The organism is Sporolactobacillus terrae DSM 11697 (genome assembly GCF_000648615.1).
Taxonomy (GTDB): domain Bacteria; phylum Bacillota; class Bacilli; order Bacillales; family Sporolactobacillaceae; genus Sporolactobacillus; species Sporolactobacillus terrae.
Window position 1 is genome coordinate 14,517 of record NZ_JFZC01000051.1, and the last position, 21,291, is coordinate 35,807.

At 46.8% G+C, this 21,291-nt stretch carries 22 protein-coding genes; 13 read left to right on the forward strand and 9 right to left on the reverse strand.

Annotated features, from left to right (window positions below; all coding sequences use genetic code 11):
* Positions 1-7: 7 nt before the first annotated feature.
* From argF to AA84_RS17680, 5 genes are all read left to right on the forward strand, one after another.
* Positions 8-967 carry an ornithine carbamoyltransferase gene (gene argF / locus AA84_RS0110810; protein ID WP_028977215.1) on the forward strand — a complete coding sequence of 320 codons (960 nt, stop codon included), beginning with the start codon at positions 8-10 and terminating at the stop codon, positions 965-967.
* Between the two features lie 29 nt (positions 968-996).
* Complete coding sequence (locus AA84_RS0110815; protein WP_028977216.1) at positions 997-2,250, forward strand: argininosuccinate synthase; 1,254 nt, start codon at positions 997-999, stop codon at positions 2,248-2,250.
* On the forward strand, positions 2,210-3,598 hold the full coding sequence (gene argH / locus AA84_RS0110820; protein WP_028977217.1) for an argininosuccinate lyase: 1,389 nt from the start codon (positions 2,210-2,212) through the stop codon (positions 3,596-3,598). Before AA84_RS0110815 ends, argH begins: the two co-directional genes overlap by 41 nt.
* Positions 3,599-4,060: 462 nt before the next feature.
* On the forward strand, positions 4,061-5,311 hold the full coding sequence (locus AA84_RS0110825) for a multidrug effflux MFS transporter (protein WP_028977218.1): 1,251 nt from the start codon (positions 4,061-4,063) through the stop codon (positions 5,309-5,311).
* Positions 5,312-5,566, forward strand: a complete 255-nt coding sequence (locus AA84_RS17680; protein ID WP_236628084.1) for a hypothetical protein — start codon at positions 5,312-5,314, stop codon at positions 5,564-5,566.
* Between the two features lie 254 nt (positions 5,567-5,820).
* Here the strand turns inward: AA84_RS17680 and AA84_RS0110835 are convergent, their stop codons facing one another.
* The 4 genes from AA84_RS0110835 to AA84_RS0110850 form a co-directional block, all read right to left on the reverse strand.
* Entirely contained in the window at positions 5,821-6,459 is a 639-nt protein-coding gene (locus tag AA84_RS0110835) for an NAD(P)-dependent oxidoreductase (RefSeq protein ID WP_028977219.1), read from the reverse strand.
* Between the two features lie 53 nt (positions 6,460-6,512).
* Positions 6,513-6,929 carry an Rrf2 family transcriptional regulator gene (locus tag AA84_RS0110840; protein WP_028977220.1) on the reverse strand — a complete coding sequence of 139 codons (417 nt, stop codon included), beginning with the start codon at positions 6,927-6,929 and terminating at the stop codon, positions 6,513-6,515.
* Positions 6,930-7,080: 151 nt separating this feature from the next.
* A complete protein-coding gene (rpiA, locus tag AA84_RS0110845) occupies positions 7,081-7,752 on the reverse strand; it encodes a ribose-5-phosphate isomerase RpiA (protein ID WP_028977221.1) in 672 nt (223 codons plus the stop codon).
* Between the two features lie 152 nt (positions 7,753-7,904).
* The gene (locus tag AA84_RS0110850; RefSeq protein WP_028977222.1) at positions 7,905-8,639 is read right to left on the reverse strand and encodes a glycerophosphodiester phosphodiesterase; all 735 of its coding nucleotides are present in this window, start codon (positions 8,637-8,639) and stop codon (positions 7,905-7,907) included.
* 202 nt (positions 8,640-8,841) lie between these two features.
* Here AA84_RS0110850 and AA84_RS0110855 point away from each other — a divergent pair, with 202 nt between their 5' ends.
* From AA84_RS0110855 to msrA, 8 genes are all read left to right on the forward strand, one after another.
* Positions 8,842-9,789 (forward strand): DMT family transporter, encoded by a 948-nt coding sequence (locus AA84_RS0110855; protein ID WP_231516910.1) that lies wholly within the window; start codon positions 8,842-8,844, stop codon positions 9,787-9,789.
* A gap of 218 nt (positions 9,790-10,007) precedes the next feature.
* Positions 10,008-11,840, forward strand: coding sequence for an APC family permease (locus AA84_RS0110860; RefSeq protein WP_028977224.1), 1,833 nt, complete (start codon positions 10,008-10,010; stop codon positions 11,838-11,840).
* Between the two features lie 209 nt (positions 11,841-12,049).
* Positions 12,050-13,078 (forward strand): efflux RND transporter periplasmic adaptor subunit, encoded by a 1,029-nt coding sequence (locus tag AA84_RS17685; protein WP_051577953.1) that lies wholly within the window; start codon positions 12,050-12,052, stop codon positions 13,076-13,078.
* Positions 13,075-13,761, forward strand: coding sequence for an ABC transporter ATP-binding protein (locus AA84_RS0110870; protein WP_028977225.1), 687 nt, complete (start codon positions 13,075-13,077; stop codon positions 13,759-13,761). The genes AA84_RS17685 and AA84_RS0110870 overlap by 4 nt, the downstream gene beginning before the upstream one ends.
* Complete coding sequence (locus AA84_RS0110875) at positions 13,761-14,924, forward strand: ABC transporter permease (protein ID WP_028977226.1); 1,164 nt, start codon at positions 13,761-13,763, stop codon at positions 14,922-14,924. Before AA84_RS0110870 ends, AA84_RS0110875 begins: the two co-directional genes overlap by 1 nt.
* Before the next feature lie 66 nt (positions 14,925-14,990).
* On the forward strand, positions 14,991-15,662 hold the full coding sequence (locus AA84_RS0110880; RefSeq protein WP_028977227.1) for a response regulator transcription factor: 672 nt from the start codon (positions 14,991-14,993) through the stop codon (positions 15,660-15,662).
* Positions 15,663-15,670: 8 nt separating this feature from the next.
* On the forward strand, positions 15,671-16,993 hold the full coding sequence (locus AA84_RS17690; protein ID WP_051577954.1) for a sensor histidine kinase: 1,323 nt from the start codon (positions 15,671-15,673) through the stop codon (positions 16,991-16,993).
* Positions 16,977-17,510, forward strand: a complete 534-nt coding sequence (msrA, locus tag AA84_RS0110890; RefSeq protein ID WP_028977228.1) for a peptide-methionine (S)-S-oxide reductase MsrA — start codon at positions 16,977-16,979, stop codon at positions 17,508-17,510. Before AA84_RS17690 ends, msrA begins: the two co-directional genes overlap by 17 nt.
* A 118-nt stretch (positions 17,511-17,628) precedes the next feature.
* Here msrA and AA84_RS0110895 read toward each other — a convergent pair whose 3' ends face one another.
* From AA84_RS0110895 to AA84_RS0110915, 5 genes are read right to left on the reverse strand one after another with little or no spacing between them, the layout of a single operon-like run.
* Positions 17,629-18,270 (reverse strand): hypothetical protein, encoded by a 642-nt coding sequence (locus AA84_RS0110895; RefSeq protein ID WP_028977229.1) that lies wholly within the window; start codon positions 18,268-18,270, stop codon positions 17,629-17,631.
* Entirely contained in the window at positions 18,257-18,901 is a 645-nt protein-coding gene (locus tag AA84_RS0110900; RefSeq protein ID WP_420542179.1) for an ATP-binding cassette domain-containing protein, read from the reverse strand. The genes AA84_RS0110895 and AA84_RS0110900 overlap by 14 nt, the downstream gene beginning before the upstream one ends.
* Positions 18,902-18,913: 12 nt before the next feature.
* Positions 18,914-19,654, reverse strand: a complete 741-nt coding sequence (locus tag AA84_RS0110905; RefSeq protein WP_028977231.1) for a DUF2705 family protein — start codon at positions 19,652-19,654, stop codon at positions 18,914-18,916.
* Entirely contained in the window at positions 19,651-20,352 is a 702-nt protein-coding gene (locus tag AA84_RS0110910; protein WP_028977232.1) for a WxPxxD family membrane protein, read from the reverse strand. Before AA84_RS0110910 ends, AA84_RS0110905 begins: the two co-directional genes overlap by 4 nt.
* On the reverse strand, positions 20,342-21,124 hold the full coding sequence (locus AA84_RS0110915) for a DUF2705 family protein (RefSeq protein WP_028977233.1): 783 nt from the start codon (positions 21,122-21,124) through the stop codon (positions 20,342-20,344). Before AA84_RS0110915 ends, AA84_RS0110910 begins: the two co-directional genes overlap by 11 nt.
* Positions 21,125-21,291 lie beyond the last annotated feature (167 nt).

Sequence of the window (21,291 nt, forward strand, 5' to 3'; positions counted from 1 at the left end):
GAATGTCTTGGAAAACGAAACAGCAGCAACATTGACAGGCAGAGATTTTCTTACGATCGCTGAATTTACAGAAGATGAACTGATGACCTTCTTGAATACGGCTGTTGCCTTGAAGACGATGCAAAAGCAGGGTGTTCCGCATCATTTCTTAAACGGACAGACGCTGGCGATGATCTTTGAAAAAGCGTCGACACGGACACGCGTTGCGTTTGAAGTGGGGATGTACCATTTAGGCGGTTCTGCATTATACTTAAGCAGTAAAGACATACAAATCGGCCGCGGCGAGACGATTGCCGATACGGCTAAGGTGCTTTCTCGCTTTGTCGACGGTATTATGATTCGTACGTTCGGTCATGACGTGGTTGAGGAGCTGGCGGCGAACGCCGATGTTCCGGTGATTAATGGATTGACCGATACGCATCACCCGACGCAGATCATTGCCGATCTGCTGACGATTTACGAACACAAGGGTAAAATCGGCGGACTCAAGGCATGCTTCATCGGGGATGGCTTCAATAATATGGCCCATTCACTGATGGAGGGTGCTGCGGCATTCGGTATGGATATGACGGTTGCAAGTCCAAAGGGCTATGAACCGGATGCAGCTATTTTTGAGGCGGCAAAAGCTAGAGGCGCAAAGAACGGCTGCGCGATTTCCGTAACGGATTCACCACAGGAGGCTGCCAAAGATTGCGATGTGGTCATCACCGACACATGGCTGAGTATGGGCGATGAGGCTGAGAAGGACAAGCGGCTGCACGATTTCCAAGGGTTCCAAGTGGATGATGCGCTTGTTTCACTTGCTAAACCGGATCATATCTTCATGCACTGTCTGCCGGCTCACCGCGGCGAAGAAGTCATGGAGAGCGTCATTGACGGCGATCATTCCGTTGTTTTTGATGAAGCGGAAAATCGGCTTCATGCACATAAGGCAATTCTGAAATGTTTGATGGAAAAAGATGCTTAAAAAAGACAACTTTTAGGAGGGTATTACCAATGGCAAAAGAAAAAATCGTTTTAGCCTATTCCGGAGGTCTCGATACATCGGTTTGCATTAAGTATCTCCAAGACAAATACAATTACGACGTGATCGCACTCAGTATTGATGTTGGCGAAGAGGGGAAAGATCTGGCAAAGATTAAGCAAAAAGCACTTGATGTCGGCGCGATCAAATCCTATGTTGTCGATGCGAAAGAACTGCTCGCCGAAGGCTACCTTGCACCGGCACTTCAAGCAAATGCGCTGTACGAAGGCGTCTATCCGCTTTCCTCCGGACTATCGCGTCCGTTGATCGGCAAACTGCTCGTTGATGTTGCACACAAGGAAGGGGCAACCGCTGTTGCTCACGGATGTACCGGTAAAGGAAATGACCAGGTGCGGTTTGAAATCGCCATCCAGGCACTTGACCCATCGTTGACGGTTGTTGCTCCAGTTCGTGAATGGGGAATGACACGCGATGAAGAAATCAAATACGCGGCAAAGAAAGGGATTCCGATTCCGGTTGACCTTGACAACCCGTTCTCAATCGATGCGAACATTTGGGGACGTGCATGTGAAGCCGGTGTTCTGGAAAATCCATGGAATGAAGCACCGGAAGCGGCATTTGCCTGGACGAATCCCATTGAAAAAACACCGGATACGCCGCAATATGTTGAAATTGACTTTGAAAAAGGGATTCCTTGTGCCTTAAACAGCGAGAAAAAGCCTTTCATTGAAATTATTAAAGAACTGAATGCAATGGGCGGATTACATGGTGTTGGGCGGATTGATCATATTGAAAACCGTCTTGTCGGCATCAAATCACGTGAAGTGTACGAAAGCCCTGCAGGCGTCATCTTAATCAACGCGCACAAGGCACTCGAAACGATTACGCTGACAAAAGAAGTCTCGAAATTTAAACCGTTGGTCGACAAAGAAATTTCACAGGTAATCTATGACGGACTTTGGTACTCGCCAATCCGAGAAGCACTGATGGCTTTTGTGGAACAAACACAGCAAGTGGTTTCCGGCAAAGTTCGCGTGAAACTTTTCAAAGGAAATCACGACGTTGTAGGACGCGCATCGGACAACAGCCTTTATAATGAAAAACTGGCAACCTATACGACTGGTGATGCGTTCGACCACAATGCTGCGGTCGGCTTCATCAAACTGTGGGGACTGCCGACGAAAGTGAATGCAGAAGTGCACAAGAAAGGAACGGAGGCAGATCATGGCGAAGCTTTGGGGCGGCCGGTTTACGAAATCAACTAACAAGCTTGTTGATGACTATACGGCATCGATCTCATATGATCAGGAACTAGCAAAAGAAGATATTGAGGGCAGCTTGGCTCATGTTCAGATGCTTGGCGAATGCGGCATTGTCTCCGAGGAAGAGGCGAAGACGATTCAACAAGGTCTGACATCAATTCTGAAAAAAATAGAAAAAGGCGACGCGCATTTTTCTACCGATATGGAAGATATTCATATGAACATCGAAAAGATGCTCATTGACGAGATTGGCCCGGTTGGCGGAAAGCTTCACACTGGAAGAAGCCGCAATGATCAGGTGGCAACGGATATGCACCTGTACATGCGGAAGAAGACCAAAGTGCTGATTGATCTTCTTGAAGACGTGCAGCATGCACTGCTTGAACAGGCAAAAGCCAATGTGGATACCATTCTACCCGGATACACACATCTGCAGCGGGCACAGCCGATCTCATTCGCGCACCATTTGCTTGCGTACTTTTGGATGTTTGAACGCGACAAATCGCGCCTTCAGGACAGTGAGAAACGGATCAATGTTCTGCCGCTCGGAGCCGGTGCGCTGGCTGGGACAACGTTCCCGATTAATCGCCGCCGTGTGGCTGAACTGCTCGACTTTGCCGACGTTTATCCAAACAGCTTAGACGCAGTGAGTGATCGCGACTTTGTTGTCGAAGCACTCGCAGACTGTTCACTGATCATGGTGCACCTTTCACGATTATCAGAAGAAATGGTTCTGTGGAGCAGTCAGGAATTTCAGTTCATTGAGCTGGATGATGCCTTCTGCACCGGATCCAGCATCATGCCGCAAAAGAAAAATCCGGATGTTTCCGAATTGCTGCGCGGCAAAACGGGACGCGTGTTCGGTCATTTGGTCGGGCTGCTGACTGTGCTTAAAGGGCTTCCACTTGCCTACAATAAGGATATGCAGGAGGACAAAGAAGGCATTTTTGACACGGTCAAAACATTGGAAGGCGCACTGAAATTACTTGCGCCGATTCTTGAGACGATGACCGTTAAGAAAGATCGGATGCGTCATGCGGTTGAAAAAGATTTCTCAAATGCAACCGACATTGCCGATTATCTCGCAAAAAAAGGTCTGCCGTTCCGCGAAGCACATGCGGTCACCGGAAAGATGGTTCTTTATGCAATTGAACACAAGAAATATCTGCTGGATCTTGAGCTGAGTGAATACAAGCAATTCAGTCCGCTCTTTGAACAAGATATTTTTGATGCACTGCTTCCTGAGAATGTCATGCGCGCGCGCGAAAGCGAAGGCGGAACCGCACCGCACCAGGTTGCAAAACAACTGAAACTTGCGGAGACACGTCTGTATCAGAATGATTCGTTCTAATACGGCTGTTTCATATAAGTACGCTTTTTGTAGATGATTTGCATTATCCACAAAAGCAGTACCCCCTAATTTGTTATACTTTTTTGAGGATACGTGTTAAACGTATCCTTTTTTTCAGAATAAGTAAGTGTGAGGCTTTGCCCCGTCTTCAAGCCAGTAGACCCATGTCTTGACCGAGAATCAAAGCGGGGGTACTCTGACGCCTGCAGGATCGCACTTTGTTGATGCGTGCGAGCCCCCGCAGATTCCTGCCGGTCTGAGGAGGCTCCTGGATCGCCTGCGGTCGCGATCAGTTGATGCGAGCAATCGGAGCGCAGTAGCAGTATAAGTTCAACACCCTTTTGGGACAGCCTCTTTTTTGCTATGATAGCGTCAGATGCTTTTGCAGAGATGGGCAATCATTAATTGATCGAAATCAAAAAGGGATATGGGAATGACACGAGATAGAAAGGCTGGTTATGGATGCAAAACGCGCACACGGGTTTCGTAAAAATACATAAGCGTAAGGGCAGTTATCGTCGATTTGTGTTGGTGCTTGGAGCGCTGAGTGCGTTTGGCCCGCTTTCGATGGATATGTATCTGCCGGCGTTACCTTCTTTGACTAAAGATTTTGTGACGACGCCTTCATTTGCTCAATTAAGTATTACGGCGTGTCTCGTGGGTCTCGCATTAGGACAAATCATCGTGGGTCCGCTCAGTGACCGGTATGGCCGCAAGATGCCGTTGCTTATCGGACTGGCGACTTTCGCCGTAACGTCCTTTCTGTGTGCGATGACCACATCAATCCTTTTACTGATCGTTCTGCGCTTGATACAAGGGACGGCAGGGGCAGCCGGCATGGTGATCTCAAGGGCCATTGCCCGCGACCTTTACTCGGGAACGAAACTGACGAAATTTTTCTCAATGTTGATGGCTGTCAATGGACTATTTCCTATTCTGGCACCAATTATGGGTGGAGTGATTCTTCGTTTTGCATCGTGGCGCGGTGTATTTATTGTTCTGTGTGTGATCGGCTTTTTGCTATTGGCCAGTGCATGGGCGTTTATTCCGGAAACCCTGCCTGAAGGTAAACGGATTTCCGGAGGACTTGCTGCAACACGCGCGTCAATGGGTGGAATGATCCGTGACCGTCGTTTTATCGGTTATGCACTTGTTCTTGGTCTTGTTATGGGCGCCATGTTTTGTTATATCTCAGGTTCGTCTTTTGTCCTTCAGGAAATGTTTTCTGTTTCGCCGCAAGGCTTCAGCGTGTTCTTTGCTGCAAATGGTCTTGGCATTGTCCTGATGTCGCAGCTTGCCGGTTTGCTGGCTGGACGCATTGACGCCCATAAAATCCTGTATACTGGGGTGATCCTTGCTGCACTGGGAGGCGTGATGTTGTTTACGAGTACCTTGCTTGACCCGCCGCGACTGATTGCAGTCATGATCCCTCTCTTTCTGATCGTTTCGATGGTCGGACTTGTTAACGCAACGGCCTTTTCACTCGCCATGCAGACTCAGGCAAAGGCAGCTGGTTCTGCCTCAGCAATACTCGGACTCGGAATGAACACGATCGGTGCTTTATTCTCGCCGCTCGTTGGACTGGGCGGCAGCCATACTTACGTTCCAATGGCAGTGATGATCCTCATCTGTGAATTGAGTGCATTATTGATCGGTTATCTTTTGATTCGCAAACCGCGAGCGGCTGACGATAAAGAAAAGAGGGCGATTTGAATGTACACATTTTTGATGGATCTAATGGATATTCGTCCCAGCCAGCTTTATTTGGATCAGAAGAAAGTGGCGCGGCTAAACCAGTCGTTTGATCCGCTGAGGGTTCGATTTAATCCACCGCTTCCGGTAAGAAAAATTGGCGGGGAGGTTTTTCTCACGGATGGACATACACGGGCTTTTCTCTATAAAAAGGCGCGTATTTCGGTGGTTTCTGTTTATTGGGATACAGACGATCTGGATATGCAGCTCTTTTAAACCCGTATTGAGTGGTGCCGTAAAGATAAGATTCTCTTTATAGACGATTTGAAGGATCGCATTCTGCCGCATGATCCATTTGTGAAGCAATGGATTGATCGTTGTGCACAGGCTGTGAAAAAGGGTGCGTTTTAATGTAGACGCAATGCAATCAGAATCCCCCTTGGCCCGCGTACTGATGAACGGATCCAAGGGGGATGAATGTGAAGTGGATGCCCGCGTCAAACGCAAACATCCTGTGCATATTCTGCTTCTTAGTCTTCTTCGGATACCACAGTAAATCGTTTATTCTGATGTTTAGGGTGCTCAATCTCATCAACTAAAGCGGCCGCATAATCCGCATAGCTGACGTAGCTTTTTCCGGTCCGGTTAATGAGCAGGTGATCCTCGCCTGTTGTGTAATGCCCGGTTCGCTTCCCAATAGCAAAGATTGCGGATGGGCTGAGAAATGTCCAGTTGAGCTTGCTGGTTTTATAGAGATCCTGCAAATTTTTTGCCTGATTCGTTGCAATAGCACGAAACGCTTCCGGAAATTCAGGTGTGTCGACAAGCGGCACTTTTTTGTCCGCATCAACGAATAGGCTGCCGGCCCCCCCTACAACGATCAGCCGAGTATTCGTTAATCCTGAAAGCAGCTGAATGAGTTTCCTTCCCGCTTTAACATGCAACTCTGCCTGCTCGGCAGGCGCCGAAAATGCATGAACAACAACGTCGAAATCAGCCAGATCCTCACGCGTTAGGTCAAAGAGATCCTTTTTCAAAACAGGAACATCGGTTTCTTTTAATTTCTCCGGGTGCCGTACAATCGCAGTCACTTGATGGCCGCGCTGCTTTGCTTCTTGAGTGATTGCTGACCCGGCTTTCCCGGCAGCACCAATTACAGCAATTTTCATTTGTTAAAACCTCCATCTTGTAACGGGTATAGTTACAGGGTATATGCAAAAAATCACGCATCATCAAAGAGATGATGAAGAATGTCTTGCAGTGTTTCAGAAGAAAGCTTGTTCTCTAGGGCATGTTGTGCAGCACCAAAGGCTTCATCGAGCACAGTGCGGATACCTTTGCCTACCGGACAGTGGACATTTGGATTGTCATGTACGGCAAATAAGCTTCCATTTGGCTCAACCGCATGGAATACATCAAGCAGCGAAATCTTTTCCGGATCACGAGTGAGTGAAGCACCTGCTTTTCCGGCAGTTGTCCGAATTAATCCGGCTCTTTTTAACATGCCGAGAATGCGTCGTATGACAACGGGATTTGTGTTGACACTGGCTGCAATGTCGTCCGACGGCAAATCATCATTCGGTCTAGATGCAATCAGAGCCATGGTGTGGATCGCGACGGCAACACGTGTATTAATCATGGGTTCATAGTCACCACCTGTAACTATTCTAATTACAAGGATAATTGATGTCAAGCGTGATGAATCGATGGGTCCCCCCTAGTAAAACGGTTTGACCTCATGAAAGATGTGGTCAAACCGCTTTGAACTGTTTTCTATTCGGGTTTTACGGTTACTTCGCGAGTGTTTCGGTCTGCCCGTCCGGGTAACCGATAATCACTTTATCGGTCATATTGAGAAAAAGGCCATGCTCAACAACACCGGTGAGGTGGTCCAATTCATCGGCCAGTGCACGCGGATCGGCAATCGACGTTAAGTGGAGATCAAGAATATAGTGTTTTGCGTCGGTGATGTACGGTTCATTGTCGTCGCCGCGGCGCACTTGCGGTTGATAGCCTTTCCCTTCAAGATAGGTTTCGATGTGCTTCCATCCGAAAGGTACCACTTCGACGGGAAGCGGGAATGTACCCAGCTGCTCAACCTTTTTGCTGTTGTCAACGATCCAGACGCGGCGTTTTGAAGCTTTAGCAACTAATTTCTCATAGAGCAGTGCACCGCCGCCGCCTTTGATCCCGTTCAGTGACGCATCCACTTCATCAGCACCATCAATCGTGATATCAATGGTTTTGACCGCATTCAGCGGTTGCATCGGAATGTTCCATTGGTGAGCAAGATCAATTGTTTTTTGAGACGTTGCAACACCGGTCATATGAAACCCGTCAGCAACTTTCTCGGCAAGCGCTTCTAGAAAATAATAGACTGTTGAGCCGGTACCGAGGCCAATGGTCATGCCATCCTTAATTTCTTCAACCGCTTTTCGTCCTGCTGCTCGTTTGCCATTCATGAGTATCCCTCTTTTTTCAGTTAATGCGTCCCATTCATTTATCCCATTTCATTATAGCGGAAGCAGCGCGTGCTTCCAATGGCACATCGATGGGTTTATAAACAAGTAAAAAAAAGAGGCTACTCAGGGGCGCGTACGGCCGCTTGCAAAAGTTACTTGCAGCAGCTTTTCCGCAAGCTTAATGCCGCTTCCGGCTGGTCGGTGATGATTGCGTCAAGGCCCATTTCAAAAGCCTGCTGCATAATTCTAGGTTTATTGACGGTCCATGCCCGTACTTTGATGCCATGGCTTTGCAGCTGGGCAGCTGTGTCTGAAAGTGCGGACGGCTGCCAGAGATGTTGCGCGGAAGCACCAATCTGTTTCGTATAGTGCCAAGGTTCGGCAAGGCGTTCCCATAGGAGCAGAGCCAGGTCGGCATTCGGTTTAACTGCTTTAAGACGCATTAAGGATTCATGATTAAAGGATGAGTACACGACCGGAAGATTCGGTCGGTAGCGATTGACGAGTGCGACCACTCGCGATTCGATGCCTGGGTAGACGTTTCGATCTGTTTTAAGTTCTATATTCAATACGCCTTGATAATCAGCAATAAATTCAAGTACTTGAGTCAGTGTCGGAATGCGTGTTCCTTTAAATTTAGGTGAGAACCAGGAACCTGCATCAAATTTTTTTAATGCATCCAACGTGTAGGTTTTAATTTGTCCTTTTCCATTCGTCGTTCGGTCGATCTTTTCATCATGCATGACGACGACCTGCTGATCTTTGGTCAAGTGCACATCCAGTTCAATGCCGTCACTTCCTACACGTATTGCTTCTTCAAAAGCCGGTAATGTATTCTCAGGACAATTGCACTTGCTGCCGCGGTGGGCATAAACTGCTGTTTTCATCGTGCTCCTCCTTCATCCCTGAAAAAAAGCAAGCGTTTCGTACAGTCCATTATACGCTTTTACGGAAAAAGATAAGCGTCACCGTTCAATATCTTTACTTCATTGTCACAAAACTCAGATGAGTAGAAAATGTATGATTGACGGAGGAGAGGCGAATGGATATGATATGGGTGTCCGTTTACCGATAGGGAGGGTGAAAAATTTGGCAGAATACGCACAACCGGCCGGCCGCATTCGATCATGGGCGCGACCGATCGGCATCATGCTTGTGCTTAACGGCGCAACACTGTGGGGTGTTTCCGGAAATGCTGCCCAATATTTATTTGATACGCAGAAGATTAGTGCTGGCTGGCTGACATCGGTGCGTATGCTCACGGCTGGCTTTTTACTGCTTGTTTTGATGCAATGCGGAAAAAATCGACGCCAAGTGTGGCAGATTTGGCAGACGCGCCATTCGGCGGCACGGGTGATCATTTTTGGTTTGGTGGGAATGATTGGCGCCCAATATACCTATTTTGAAGCGGTCGCGGCTGGAAACGCTGCAACCGCAACATTGCTGCAGTATCTCAGTCCGGTATTAATCCTGTCATTTAGCATTTTTATTTTGAGGAAAAAACCGAGAGTTATAGAAATCGCCGCAATGGTGATTGCACTTTTAGGTGTCTTTTTTCTGGTCACTAAAGGACATCCCAATCAATTATCGATTGCTCCGGGCGCCATCATTTGGGGACTGTTGGCGGCGCTTGGCGGCGCCATTTACGCTACCCAACCGGCATCCATCCTGAAACAGTTTGGTCCGGGTGTTGTGGTCGGCTGGGGTATGGTGATCGGCGGGGCGGCAATGAGTTTATTCTATCCGCCATGGATTTTTCATGGGCAATGGTCGATGGCGGCGTTCATTGGCATCGTTTTTGTCATCCTATTCGGGACGTTAATCGCCTTTTATTTGTATTTAGCCAGCTTGAGCTATCTGAAGCCGCTGGAGACCAGTATGCTTGGTTGCGCTGAACCGCTGTCGGCAGCTTTGGTTAGTGTGGTTTGGCTGCATGTCCCGTTTACTTTATTTGATTGGCTTGGCGCTTTATGTATTATCGGCACGGTTGTGTCACTCGCCTTTGCACAAAAAAATGTAAAAAATAAAAGAAAATAATGTCGCTTGCTGATTATTGCCTGGGAAATAACGACGAATCTTGCAGGACTTATGCCTATAAACGGTTGTTTTTTGTCTTTGTACTGTTTAAAAAAAGGGCATATAATCGATTCACGCGATCGAAAAACGTTTGAACGTCTAAACGTGATTCGGTCGTGTTCATTTATTTTTAAAGACGCGTGCGTAAATATAAGTGGTTCGATAAAGGAGTATTGATGATGTTCACAAAAATGAAACGGCTGCTGATCGGCCGGCCATTGAAATCAAATGAATCAAGTGGACAAAAGTTAAGTAAGTTTAAGGCACTTGCCGTTTTGTCCTCTGACGCGCTGTCTTCAGTCGCATATGGACCGGAACAGATTCTCATTGTTCTCATGGCTGCTGGAAGTACCGCACTTTGGTTTTCCCTGCCGATTGGTCTTGCGGTACTCATCCTGCTTGTTGCACTGGTTTTATCATACCAGCAAATCATTCATGCTTATCCGCAGGGCGGCGGCGCCTACGTGGTGGCTAAAGAAAATCTTGGAACCAATTTTGGACTGACTGCCGGCGGCGCGCTGCTGGTTGACTATATATTAACGGTTGCCGTCAGTGTATCGGCAGGAGGCGATGCCATCACTTCTGCATTTCCTGCGCTCCGCGCGCATAGCGTTGCGGTTGCTGTGATTATTGTCGTGATCATTACCATTCTGAACTTACGTGGGTTGACGGATTCGGCAACGTTGCTTTCCTATCCTGTCTATTTCTTTGTATTGATGATGCTCCTTGTCATCGGTGGGGGGATATTTGCGATGATGACCGGACAGTCGGCGCCTATCCATGAATCGGCACCAATCGGTACACCGGTAATGGGGATGAGTCTGTTTTTGCTTCTGCGTGCTTTTTCATCCGGATGTTCAGCGCTGACCGGTGTCGAAGCGATCTCAAACGCCATTCCGAGTTTTAAAGAACCAGCACCGAAAAATGCGGCGCGTACGCTGCTGATGATGGGCGGAATTCTTGCGGTCTTGCTGCTTGGTATTGTTGGCTTAGCCTATTTATACGGGGTGCATCCGTCTGCCGACCAGACCGTGCTCTCGCAACTGGCATCTCACTTGTTTGGCCGCAGCATTCTCTATTACATCATTCAGGCGTCTACTGCATTGATCCTGATTCTTGCGGCGAACACCGGCTATTCTGCATTCCCATTATTAGCATTCAACTTGGCGAAGGATAAATATATGCCGCGCCCGTTTAAGGTGAAAGGCGACCGCCTTGGCTACTCGAACGGAATCATTACGTTAGGAGCCTTGTCGATCCTCTTGCTGATTATTTTTAAAGGACGTACGGAAAGTTTGATTCCGCTTTATGCAGTCGGTGTGTTCATTCCGTTCTCATTATCACAGACCGGGATGATCGTGCACTGGATGAAGCGGCGTCCATCCGGTTGGATCGGCAAGCTGGTGATAAACCTGATCGGCGCATTGATCTGCTACATGATTCTCGTGATTTTCTTCTTAACCAAGTTCCCGCAAATATGGCCGGTCCTGATATTCGTACCGATCGTTGTCTTTATGTTTCATAAAATTCATGAACACTATGTGCTGGTTGCCGAGCAGCTCCGCGTGGATACTCGCCAGCCGGTACCGGTTATTCATGCTTCCGATAACATTATTGTCGTTCCGGTTGCAGGAATTACCAAAGTTGTCGAGCAATCGCTCACTTATGCACGATCACTGTCGGATAATGTCATCGCTGTATTTGTCGGGGACAGTCCGGAAGCCATTCAAAAAATGGATGATGCATGGAATGCGTGGAATCCAGGCGTACGCTTAGTGACCATACATTCGCCCTACCGCAGCATTGTCAATCCACTCGACAAATTTATCAGTACGGTAAAATACAAGGCAGAAAAGCGCGGCGCAACAGTGACCGTTGTCTTCCCGCAATTCTACACGAAGAAATGGTGGCAGAGCCTGCTGCACAACCAGTCCGGGGTATTGATCAAAGCAAGTTTGATTCGCCATAAGGACATTGTGATCGCAACCGTTCCCTTTCATTTTAAAAAATAATACGCACAATAACGTTTTATTTTGCGCTTCAGAGAACATAGGCTGAAGCATTTTTTTTTACCCGAAAACAGACAATCTGCGCGTATGACCTGACTGCCTTTGGTTGATACACGGATTTGCTTTGCACCGCTTAAGCAAAAGTTAAGAATCCGTCGGTAAACTGAAATGCATAAACCAATACAAACGATGATGTCGGAGGGGTTATTGTCATGAAGAAGATTTGGATCACGGTGCTTGTGGTCGTGCTTGCCTTAGGTGGAGGCGGTACATACTGGTATCTGTCGAAAAATAAAAATCAGGAAACGCAAACGCTCATTCCAACCACGAAGGTTCAGAAAGGAACACTCGAAACCAGTGTTGACGGATCAGGAGCGTTGGCGCCTGCGGTTGATGAAGAGGTCACGATTGATGCAGAGGATGCGTCAAAGACGGTTGATGAAGTAAACGTTTCGAAAAATGACACCGTTGAAAAAGGAGATAAGCTGCTGACCTTTACCGATGGCACAACGCTCACTGCACCGAAATCGGGGAGCGTAACCAGTGTCTCTGTTTACCAAGGAAGCCGGGTAAACACAGCTGAAAAGGTGGTCCATCTCACAAATTACAGCGATTTGAATACCGTTCTGTCCATTGATGAACTGGATATTTCGAAAATTAAAAAGGGTCAAAAGGTTACGGTTACGGTCAATGCTTTTCCAAATAAGACGTTCAGTGGAAAGGTAACATCAATTGCAAAGGAAGGTTCAATAACAAACGGGACCTCTTCTTTTGACGTTACCGTTCATTTAACAAAATCAACGCAATTGAAGCCAGGCATGACAACAACGGCAAAGATCATCCTTGAGAAAAAATCGAATGTTCTCTATTTGCCGTCCGGAGCCGTACATCAAAACGGGAACAACTATTATGTTTATCAGTCAACGGGGTCAAGCGATTCGAATAACGAAGCTTTCCGCAGAAGCGCAAGTATGGAAAGCGAACGCGGCAGTCAGCAAACCGTATCGATCGGGATTCATAACGACCAATCGATTGAAATTAAGTCCGGACTTACAGAAGGACAGACGGTTCAGTTGAATCCGATAACCAAATCATCTCCCTCATCAACTTCAACGAACAGCAACCGAGGCCAAGGCCAATTTCAGATGATGCAAAACGGCGGAGCTATGAACGGCCAAGGGCAAGGACAAGGCAGACGTAACTTCGGCTCTGGTGGAAACGGAGGCGGACAACGGCCATGACCGAAGCGATCATTACAATGAAAGCCGTCGAAAAAACGTACCAGCTGGGCGGGCAAGTGGTTCATGCACTCAATCGTATTCATCTAACCATTGAAGAAGGGGCTTTTGTCTCCATTGTGGGGCCCTCCGGTTCGGGAAAATCGACCTTGATGAACATCATAGGCTGTTTGGATAAACCAGATAGCGGCAGTTACGTGTTAGGCGGCAGCGCCGTTGATCGACTCAAGGATCACGATTTGGCTGAGATCCGAAACCAAAAAATTGGCTTCATTTTTCAAAACTTTAATCTTTTAGGCAAGATGACCGCATTAGAAAATGTTGAACTGCCGTTGATTTATCGCGGGGTCAAAACAAAGGAACGGAAGGCACGAGCACGCGAATGTTTGGAGGCTGTTGGACTAAAAGAACGGGCTGCACATCGGCCAAATCAGCTTTCAGGCGGACAGCAGCAACGCGTTGCCATTGCCCGGGCGCTGGCCGGGCAGCCGCAAATTTTGCTGGCCGATGAACCAACCGGCGCTTTGGACAGCAAGACAAGCGACGATATTATGGCGCTGCTTACTGCGCTGAATCATCAAGGCCGCACCATTGTTCTGATCACCCATGATTTGGAGGTAGCGCGCAAGGCGACGCGGACCGTTAGCATTCGCGACGGTAAACTGCAGGAAGGTGAGCATATCTGATGAACGTATTCACATCTATTAAAATGGCTGTGCGCAATATTCAGGGCAATAAACTGCGTTCGTTTCTGACCATGCTGGGCATCATTATCGGTGTTGGTTCCGTCATTGCCCTGCTTGCGATTGGTCAAGGGTCGAGCAAATCGGTGGCCGATAGTGTAAACAGCCTAGGCACCAATCTCATCACCGTAAATATTACCAATACGGATACCCATTTTACGATGGATCAGTTAAAGCAAGTGAAACAAGCAACTGGGGTTAAACATGTTGCGCCGGTGCTGAGCGGGCGAAATACCTTTCAGAAGGGCAGTACGTCCACGACTGCCAGTGTCACAGGAACAACATCGAGTTATTTGTCAATTCGGCAAATGACGGTGAAGGAAGGCCGCTTTATTTCTTCACTTGATGAAAAATTTCGGCAGAAGGTGGTTGTGCTTGGCAGCGATCTTGCAACGACGCTCTTTGAAAATCAGTCGCCGATCGACAAGTATGTGCGGATTGACGGCGCAAACTATTTGGTCGTTGGTGTCTTGAACAGCAAGGGCGGTTCGATGGGGACAAGCAGCGATGATGCTGCTTTCCTTCCTTACTCAACCGCGCAGCGTCTGCAGCAAACGACGTATATTACTCAATTTTATGCGCAGGCAGAGAATCAGCAGTCGGTTAATCTTGCAATGGCCGCTATTTCACGTGTGATGAGCGAAACCTACAGCGATTCGGATGATTACAGTGTTGTAAATCAGCAGGATGTTATGGAAGCAATGCGCGCAGTGACCGATTCAATGACGATGCTGCTTACAGGCATTGCCGGAATTTCTTTACTCGTCGGTGGGATCGGGATTATGAACATTATGCTTGTTTCGGTAACCGAGCGAACACGAGAAATCGGGATTAGAAAAGCGATCGGAGCGAAACGTCGCGATATTATGCTGCAATTTTTAATTGAATCCGCGGTGCTTAGTATGCTTGGTGGGTTGTGCGGCGCAGCCATTGGCGTTTTGACTGCAAAAGTCTATGAATTGACCGCCGGAGCCACAATTGTCTTTTCGTTGCCGATCATGACCGCTGCCTTTCTTTTCTCGGCAATTGTCGGCATTATCTTCGGCGTTTTCCCGGCATACAAAGCATCAAAACTTAAACCGATTGACGCGTTGCGTACGGAGTGAACGTGTTTCACCTTTTGACAATTCTGTGTAAAATAAAGGGTATGAGGGATGAATGGTGGGAGAAGCATGAGGCTGTTGGCTGTTGAAGATAACACCTATCTACGTCAAGAAATTGTCCGCCTGCTGCAAGAGGACTATACGGTTGACTCAGCAGAAGACGGCGATGAAGCGCTGTATCAGGCGGAACAGAATATCTATGATGCGATCATACTCGATGTGATGCTGCCGGGACTGGACGGCTTTGAGGTTACGGAACAGATCCGTAAAAAAGGGGTCGAAACACCGATTATTTTTCTGACGGCACGCGATGCGGTGGATGATCGCGTCAAGGGGCTGAACCTCGGCGGCGATGACTATATCGTTAAGCCGTTCCAAAATCAGGAATTGAAAGCCAGAATCGCAGCGATTTTGCGCCGGAGTTCACCGATGTCGCTCGACCACATCCTCCGCTATAAAGGCATTGCAATTGATAACAAACGTAAACAGATCAAGGTGGATGGCGATCTGCTTTCTTTCACGACAAAGCAATATGATCTGCTCGAATATTTGGTACAGAACGAGGATCAAATTCTTACACGAGAGCAGATTTTTGACCGGATCTGGGGTTTTGATTCGGATACAACCGTGGGCATAGTCGAAGTGTACATCCACCAACTGCGCAAAAAACTAAAAAAGTATGCCTATGACGCCGACATCCACACCGTGCGCGGCATCGGCTATATGCTGACGGATAAGTGAGTGAATCCATGGATCTTTTTCGAAAAACACTCATCAAACTGACCATTTTAAATGCTGCGCTTCTGATTTTACTTCTTAGCTTATTAGGCGGAACGATCTACTTTTACGAGAAAAATGTAACCTTTCGAAACAGTGATCAAGCTTTGATGAAATCCGTTGACAGTCCTGACGTCCCAAGAATGAACCAAAGACCCATGCCGGGCGGCGGAATGGTCGAGCAACGCCTGCGCAATCCAAGACTCTATTGGGTCATTGTTAATGCGAAGAATGAACAAAAAAAATCCAGTCTGGATTTTGCTGAGGGCACCCAAGTTTCCAAGCAGTTTTTCAAACCTTTTTTAACCGCAACATCAGAAAATAGTGTTGAACAGCGAGTGGGTGACAATTATTACCATTTACTCGTCAGAAAAGCAGATATCGATGGACAAGCCTTTAAAGTTATTTTTATTAACGATGTGACTGCGGAAAAGAATCTCTTAAACACCCTTCAGATGATTATTTTGTTAGGGCTTGCCATTGGCGCTTTTGTGTCGATCATTGCCGGCTACTTTCTGGCGTGGCGTGCGCTTCAGCCGATTGAAAGGGCGTGGAATCGACAAAATCGGTTTGTCGCCGATGCGTCTCATGAGTTGCGTACGCCGCTTTCAATCATTCAATTGAAAATTGAAGGACTGTTGTGGCAACCGCGGCAAAAAGTGCAGGAATCCGGCGAGGACATTGCAGTGATGCTTGATGAGACACGCCGCCTCTCCAAGCTTGTCGGCAATTTACTGACCCTTGCCCGTAGTGATGCCAACCGTCTTGAAGTCACACTCGCGCCGTTTGACCTAAAGGTAATGATTAAAAAGGTAACAGAGCCATTCTCGGAGATGGCTGAATTTGAAGAGAAAGCATTTTCACTTGAAGTATCGGAAGATCCCATATATATTAATGGGGATGAACAGCGTGTGCATCAGCTGCTCGTTATTCTACTCGATAATGCGATGAAATTCACATCGAAAAACGGAGCGATTCAAGTGGCTTGCTCGCGTGAAAACAAATTTGCCAAGCTAACCGTATCGGATAGCGGCTGCGGACTTTCTGAGAAAGAACTCCCGCATATTTTCGATCGGTTCTATCAGGCCGATCAATCGCGAACGGAACGAAAAGGGACCGGTCTCGGGCTGTCGATCGCCGATTGGATCGTCAGCAAACATCGTGGCAAAATCGAAGTAGAAAGCGAGCTGGGCAAAGGGACAACCTTTACCGTACGGCTGCCATTAATGAAAAACGAGCCGGAGATTGAGCGCAACGCGCGAGGAGAGGATGCGGAACATGACGAAAAAGCTTGAGAAGGCCACGTTCGCCGGAGGCTGTTTCTGGTGCATGGTCAAGCCTTTTGATACATTGCCGGGCATCGAATCGGTGGTTTCCGGTTATACAGGCGGAACCGTTGAGAATCCGACCTATGAACAAGTGAAAACAGGGACAACCGGCCATATGGAAGCCATTCAGGTCATCTTTGATCCAACGCTGTTTCCTTATGAAAAACTGCTTGAGCTTTACTGGACACAGGTTGATCCAACCGATGATGAGGGACAATTCTTTGATCGCGGCTCTAATTACCGAACCGCGATTTTTTATCATAATGCGGAGCAAAAGGGGCTGGCGGAGCAATCGAAAGCAGTCCTGGCAGCAAGTGGACGCTTCCACAAGCCGATTGTGACGCGGATTCTTCCGGAAGCGCCGTTTTATCCAGCCGAGGAAGAACATCAGAAATTTTACAGGAAACACCCGGACCGCTATAAAGCTGAACGTGAGGAGTCCGGACGCGATGCGTTTATTAAGAAAACGTGGGGGAATGAGTAATCAGAGTGGCTTATTCATGACGTTGCGGAAAACCACAAAAAGTCGTCCATCACGCAGGGAGGAAGCGGATGGATTACTTTTTGTTTTCTTTTTAAGACCCAAATCACGTGCAAATTAATCAATCGTGCTGCAGCGTTAAGGAAAGCGTTAAATCCGTGCTTTCCTTAGACCAATTCAAAAGCTCAAGAATTTGTCCCTTCTTAAGTGCAAACGAAGCGGTTGACTTTTTATGGCTTAGATCAAAACTCCTTCCACCATTAGCGGACTTTGGATCGGTCACTTGTACAAAAAGATAAAAAGGTGTCCCTTTTTTATTCGTCACCTTTAACTGATAGTTGCCAGCTTCGATTTCTTTTCCTGCTTGATAGTAGCCGGACTGGTGACGAATCAGATAGCGATGGTTAACGAGAGGCAGTTTTTTAAACTGGGCGGGAGCAAGAGAAGCAGTGCCCTTGCCCGATACGTTCACTTTATTGCCACCATAAAAGGAAACACCGACAAAGTGATCGCCCTTCTCTAAACGCACGGATTGAATCGTTATTTGTCCGCTGGTAACGGTCAGATCATAATAACCCGGTTTAAACCGCACATTGTCGACCGGATAGGTTTCACCGCTCATTACTGTGGTGCTTCTGGCCGGGTTATCCTTAGCTGTTCTGTTGAAATCAGAATAGGTTTCTTTTGCTGTAAAACGGAAAAACAGGATGCACGCGATTGCAAGAAGAAGCGTAAAAAAAAGCAGTTTTTTATTTTTGGTCATTACCTACCAAGCGTCCTCCCTCCATGGTCAGAATGGTATCGGCGAGAATAGTAAGATCCTCTTGATTGTGGCTGGCGATGATGATCAGCGCGCCACGTTTCTTCTCCTCAAGAAGAATGTTACGCACCGATTCAACACCTTTTTTGTCAATCGCATTTGTTGGTTCATCGAGCAGCAGGATGTCCGGTTTTTCAAAGATCGCCTGAGCAATACTGAGCCGCTGTTTCATCCCCAATGAAAATTTTCGAACCGGCATTTTACTCTCCGGATCAAGGCCAACACGATCAATGGCCTCTTTAATTTCTTGATCTGAGGTGATCCCTTTGATTTTTGAAAGGATTTTTAGATTGGTAAAGGCGCTGTACTCAGATAGCAGATCTGTTTTTTCAATAATCACGCCGATGCTCGGTGGAAAGGACAGATCCTGATGGAGGACTTTGCCGTCAACCTTAATCGTTCCGCTGTTAATATAGATTAATCCACATAGGGCACGAATGAGCATTGTTTTTCCGGAACCGTTTCGTCCGCTTAAGCCGTAGGTGTAGTGCTCATTAAATGTATACGTAATGTCGGTTAATACATCTGTGTGTTTTATCTTTTTACTGACATGTTCTGCTACGATCGTCGGCAATTTTCTTCCTCCTCAAAAAATATCAATTTTTTTAATCGTTCTCAAAGCCATGAAGGTAATGACTGCAATCACGCCGAGGTCAATACTAAGAGCGAGATCTTGCTGAATCTGTAACCCGTCCTCAACCAATGGGATAGACTTGAGCGGGAACATAAAATTGGGTACAAACAAATAAATGAGTGTGTTCCCCGATGCAACCAGCTTTAAATAACTCCATACAGCAAGGGAGAAGGTTACATAGCCATTCGTTAAAAGAAAAGTGGTTATTTCCGAGAAAAAGAGTTCAAGCAGCATCTGCACCATCAGCAAACAAACAATCGTCAGAAGATACAGGGATAAGGATTTGATTAGAACGATTCCGCTGAATCGAACTTGCGCCCCGTCCAAATTGAGAATCCATCCGACAATCCCTGATGCCGTAAATTGGATCAAGGTAAGCCCGATCGCCCACCCGGATACTTTGAGTAAGGTAAAAAGCATCCATTTTGATCGATTGTAATTGCGTACGAACAGATATTTTCCGTATCCGTTCACCGTGCGCTTTACGGAACCCATCACAAAGAAGCTGATCAGACCGAAACCGAAATACCACATCATCAAGAACGGAAGCTGCGGGGCATCGGAGACACTGAGCAAGGGCAGCAGCGGAATCGGCCAATTCGGTTCCGATTCATGAATGACGGAAAATGTATTGGCCTGCAGAAAAGAAACGCCCATAATTGTCAGCAAGATAAATTGTTTGTCTCGCTTCATTTGAGAAAATCCCTTCGATAAATAAAGTTGCTGCCGATCAGATACAAGATGACACTAATCCCTGCCAGCCTCAAGGGCCTGAGGATCAGTTCGTTCAGGGTCAGTTCGTGATTTAAATAGGCGTCAGGAAATATTTCAAGATCGACAACTGGCGACCAGTGCCCTTTGCCTAAAAAGTGAGCGCTAAACATGATGATGATCGTAAGGATAATGGCCTGCATTGGCGAAACAAAGTTTTCCAAGTTAAGGGCAATCAACCCGACGATCAGCAGATAAAGAAAGAGTACACCGGTATAGATTAAAGCCAGTGTATAAAATTGATTTTGTACCAGTTGATCGTTTTTAACGACGAACAGCGTAAACAGGACACCGACAGCGCCGTGAAGGACGGCAACTAATAATGAGAGCAGAATCGTGTTTTGCGTATATTTATTAATAATCGCACCTCTGCTTTTCTGCCGCAGCCAAAATAAGGGCGACTGGCGCCAGCCATAATTTCGTGCTAACAAAAACAGTGTACTGAAAATAAAGGTAACGTGTTCTGTACTATAGTAACAAAAAAAGCTGGTGGTAATCCTCATCAAACTGTCTTTGATAGGATGGTAGATATCTTCGCTGTTTAAAAAATAGTAATGCAGTCCGAAGTAAACGATCAGCAACAGGGATGTGAGCAACGTCCGTCTGCGGTCAAAGTTCATCGCTTTTCACCTTGTAAATCAATGAGCTGAGTGTCAGAAGGGCTACTAGGATAAGAAACAGCAGAACATTGGTCAATAATTGAGTCCAAGGATACTCGTTAAATGGTTGAATTGCTTTTAATAAAGAGTGTTTCCCCGTAATTAAAAGAATCCATAGCGCAAAGCTGAGAAAGTAGGCGTACACGCGTTTAGGAAACAAGAAACAGAGCGCCGTCAGACCAACCGCAGCAATTCCGGATAGAAAACTGGCAAGGAGGATACTGATCAGATTCGCCAATGCCTGGTGGGTCAGCATGAAGTATCCATAAGCGAGTTCCGGATGCTGCGGGATGTATTTTCGATACAGCCCGAGCGATGATGTGGTAGGATCCTGCACGCTATTATGGTTAAGAATAAATGCCAGGGCCAGGTTGACGAGGAGCGCGAGCAGCATGACTGTGAAAGCGACCAGGAACGAAAAGAGCAGTTGATTGGTGAAGTACTTTTTTTTGCCGACTTTGACGATCTGGACCGTATTTGATCCTGAGGCGACATCTTGAATGTAGTATTCGGAAACCATGATTAAGAGGTAGATTGGCAGAAACCACAGAAAAAGAATTTGCATCATATGTCCCTCGGAATTACCAACGAGAAAGAGAGACTGGTTGACCGTAAACTTCTCCTCCCATTGACTGTTTAAAAAAAATAAATCAATGATTGGAAAGAGCACCATTAAACCGGCAATCAGCAAGCTCTTCTTACTTTTTATGTATCGATAAAAATAACTTTTCATTGAAATCACCAACTTTAATAAAGTTTGTCCTCCTTCTTCTTTAGTAAAAGTATACAGGATTCAGAAAATTTTTCTATGTGAATGAATTTCATATTTCTTAGCCCTTGTGCTCCAAGGGTTTTCAAATGCAAAAAAGGAAGTACCTCCCCAAGTCTTGTATAATGGTA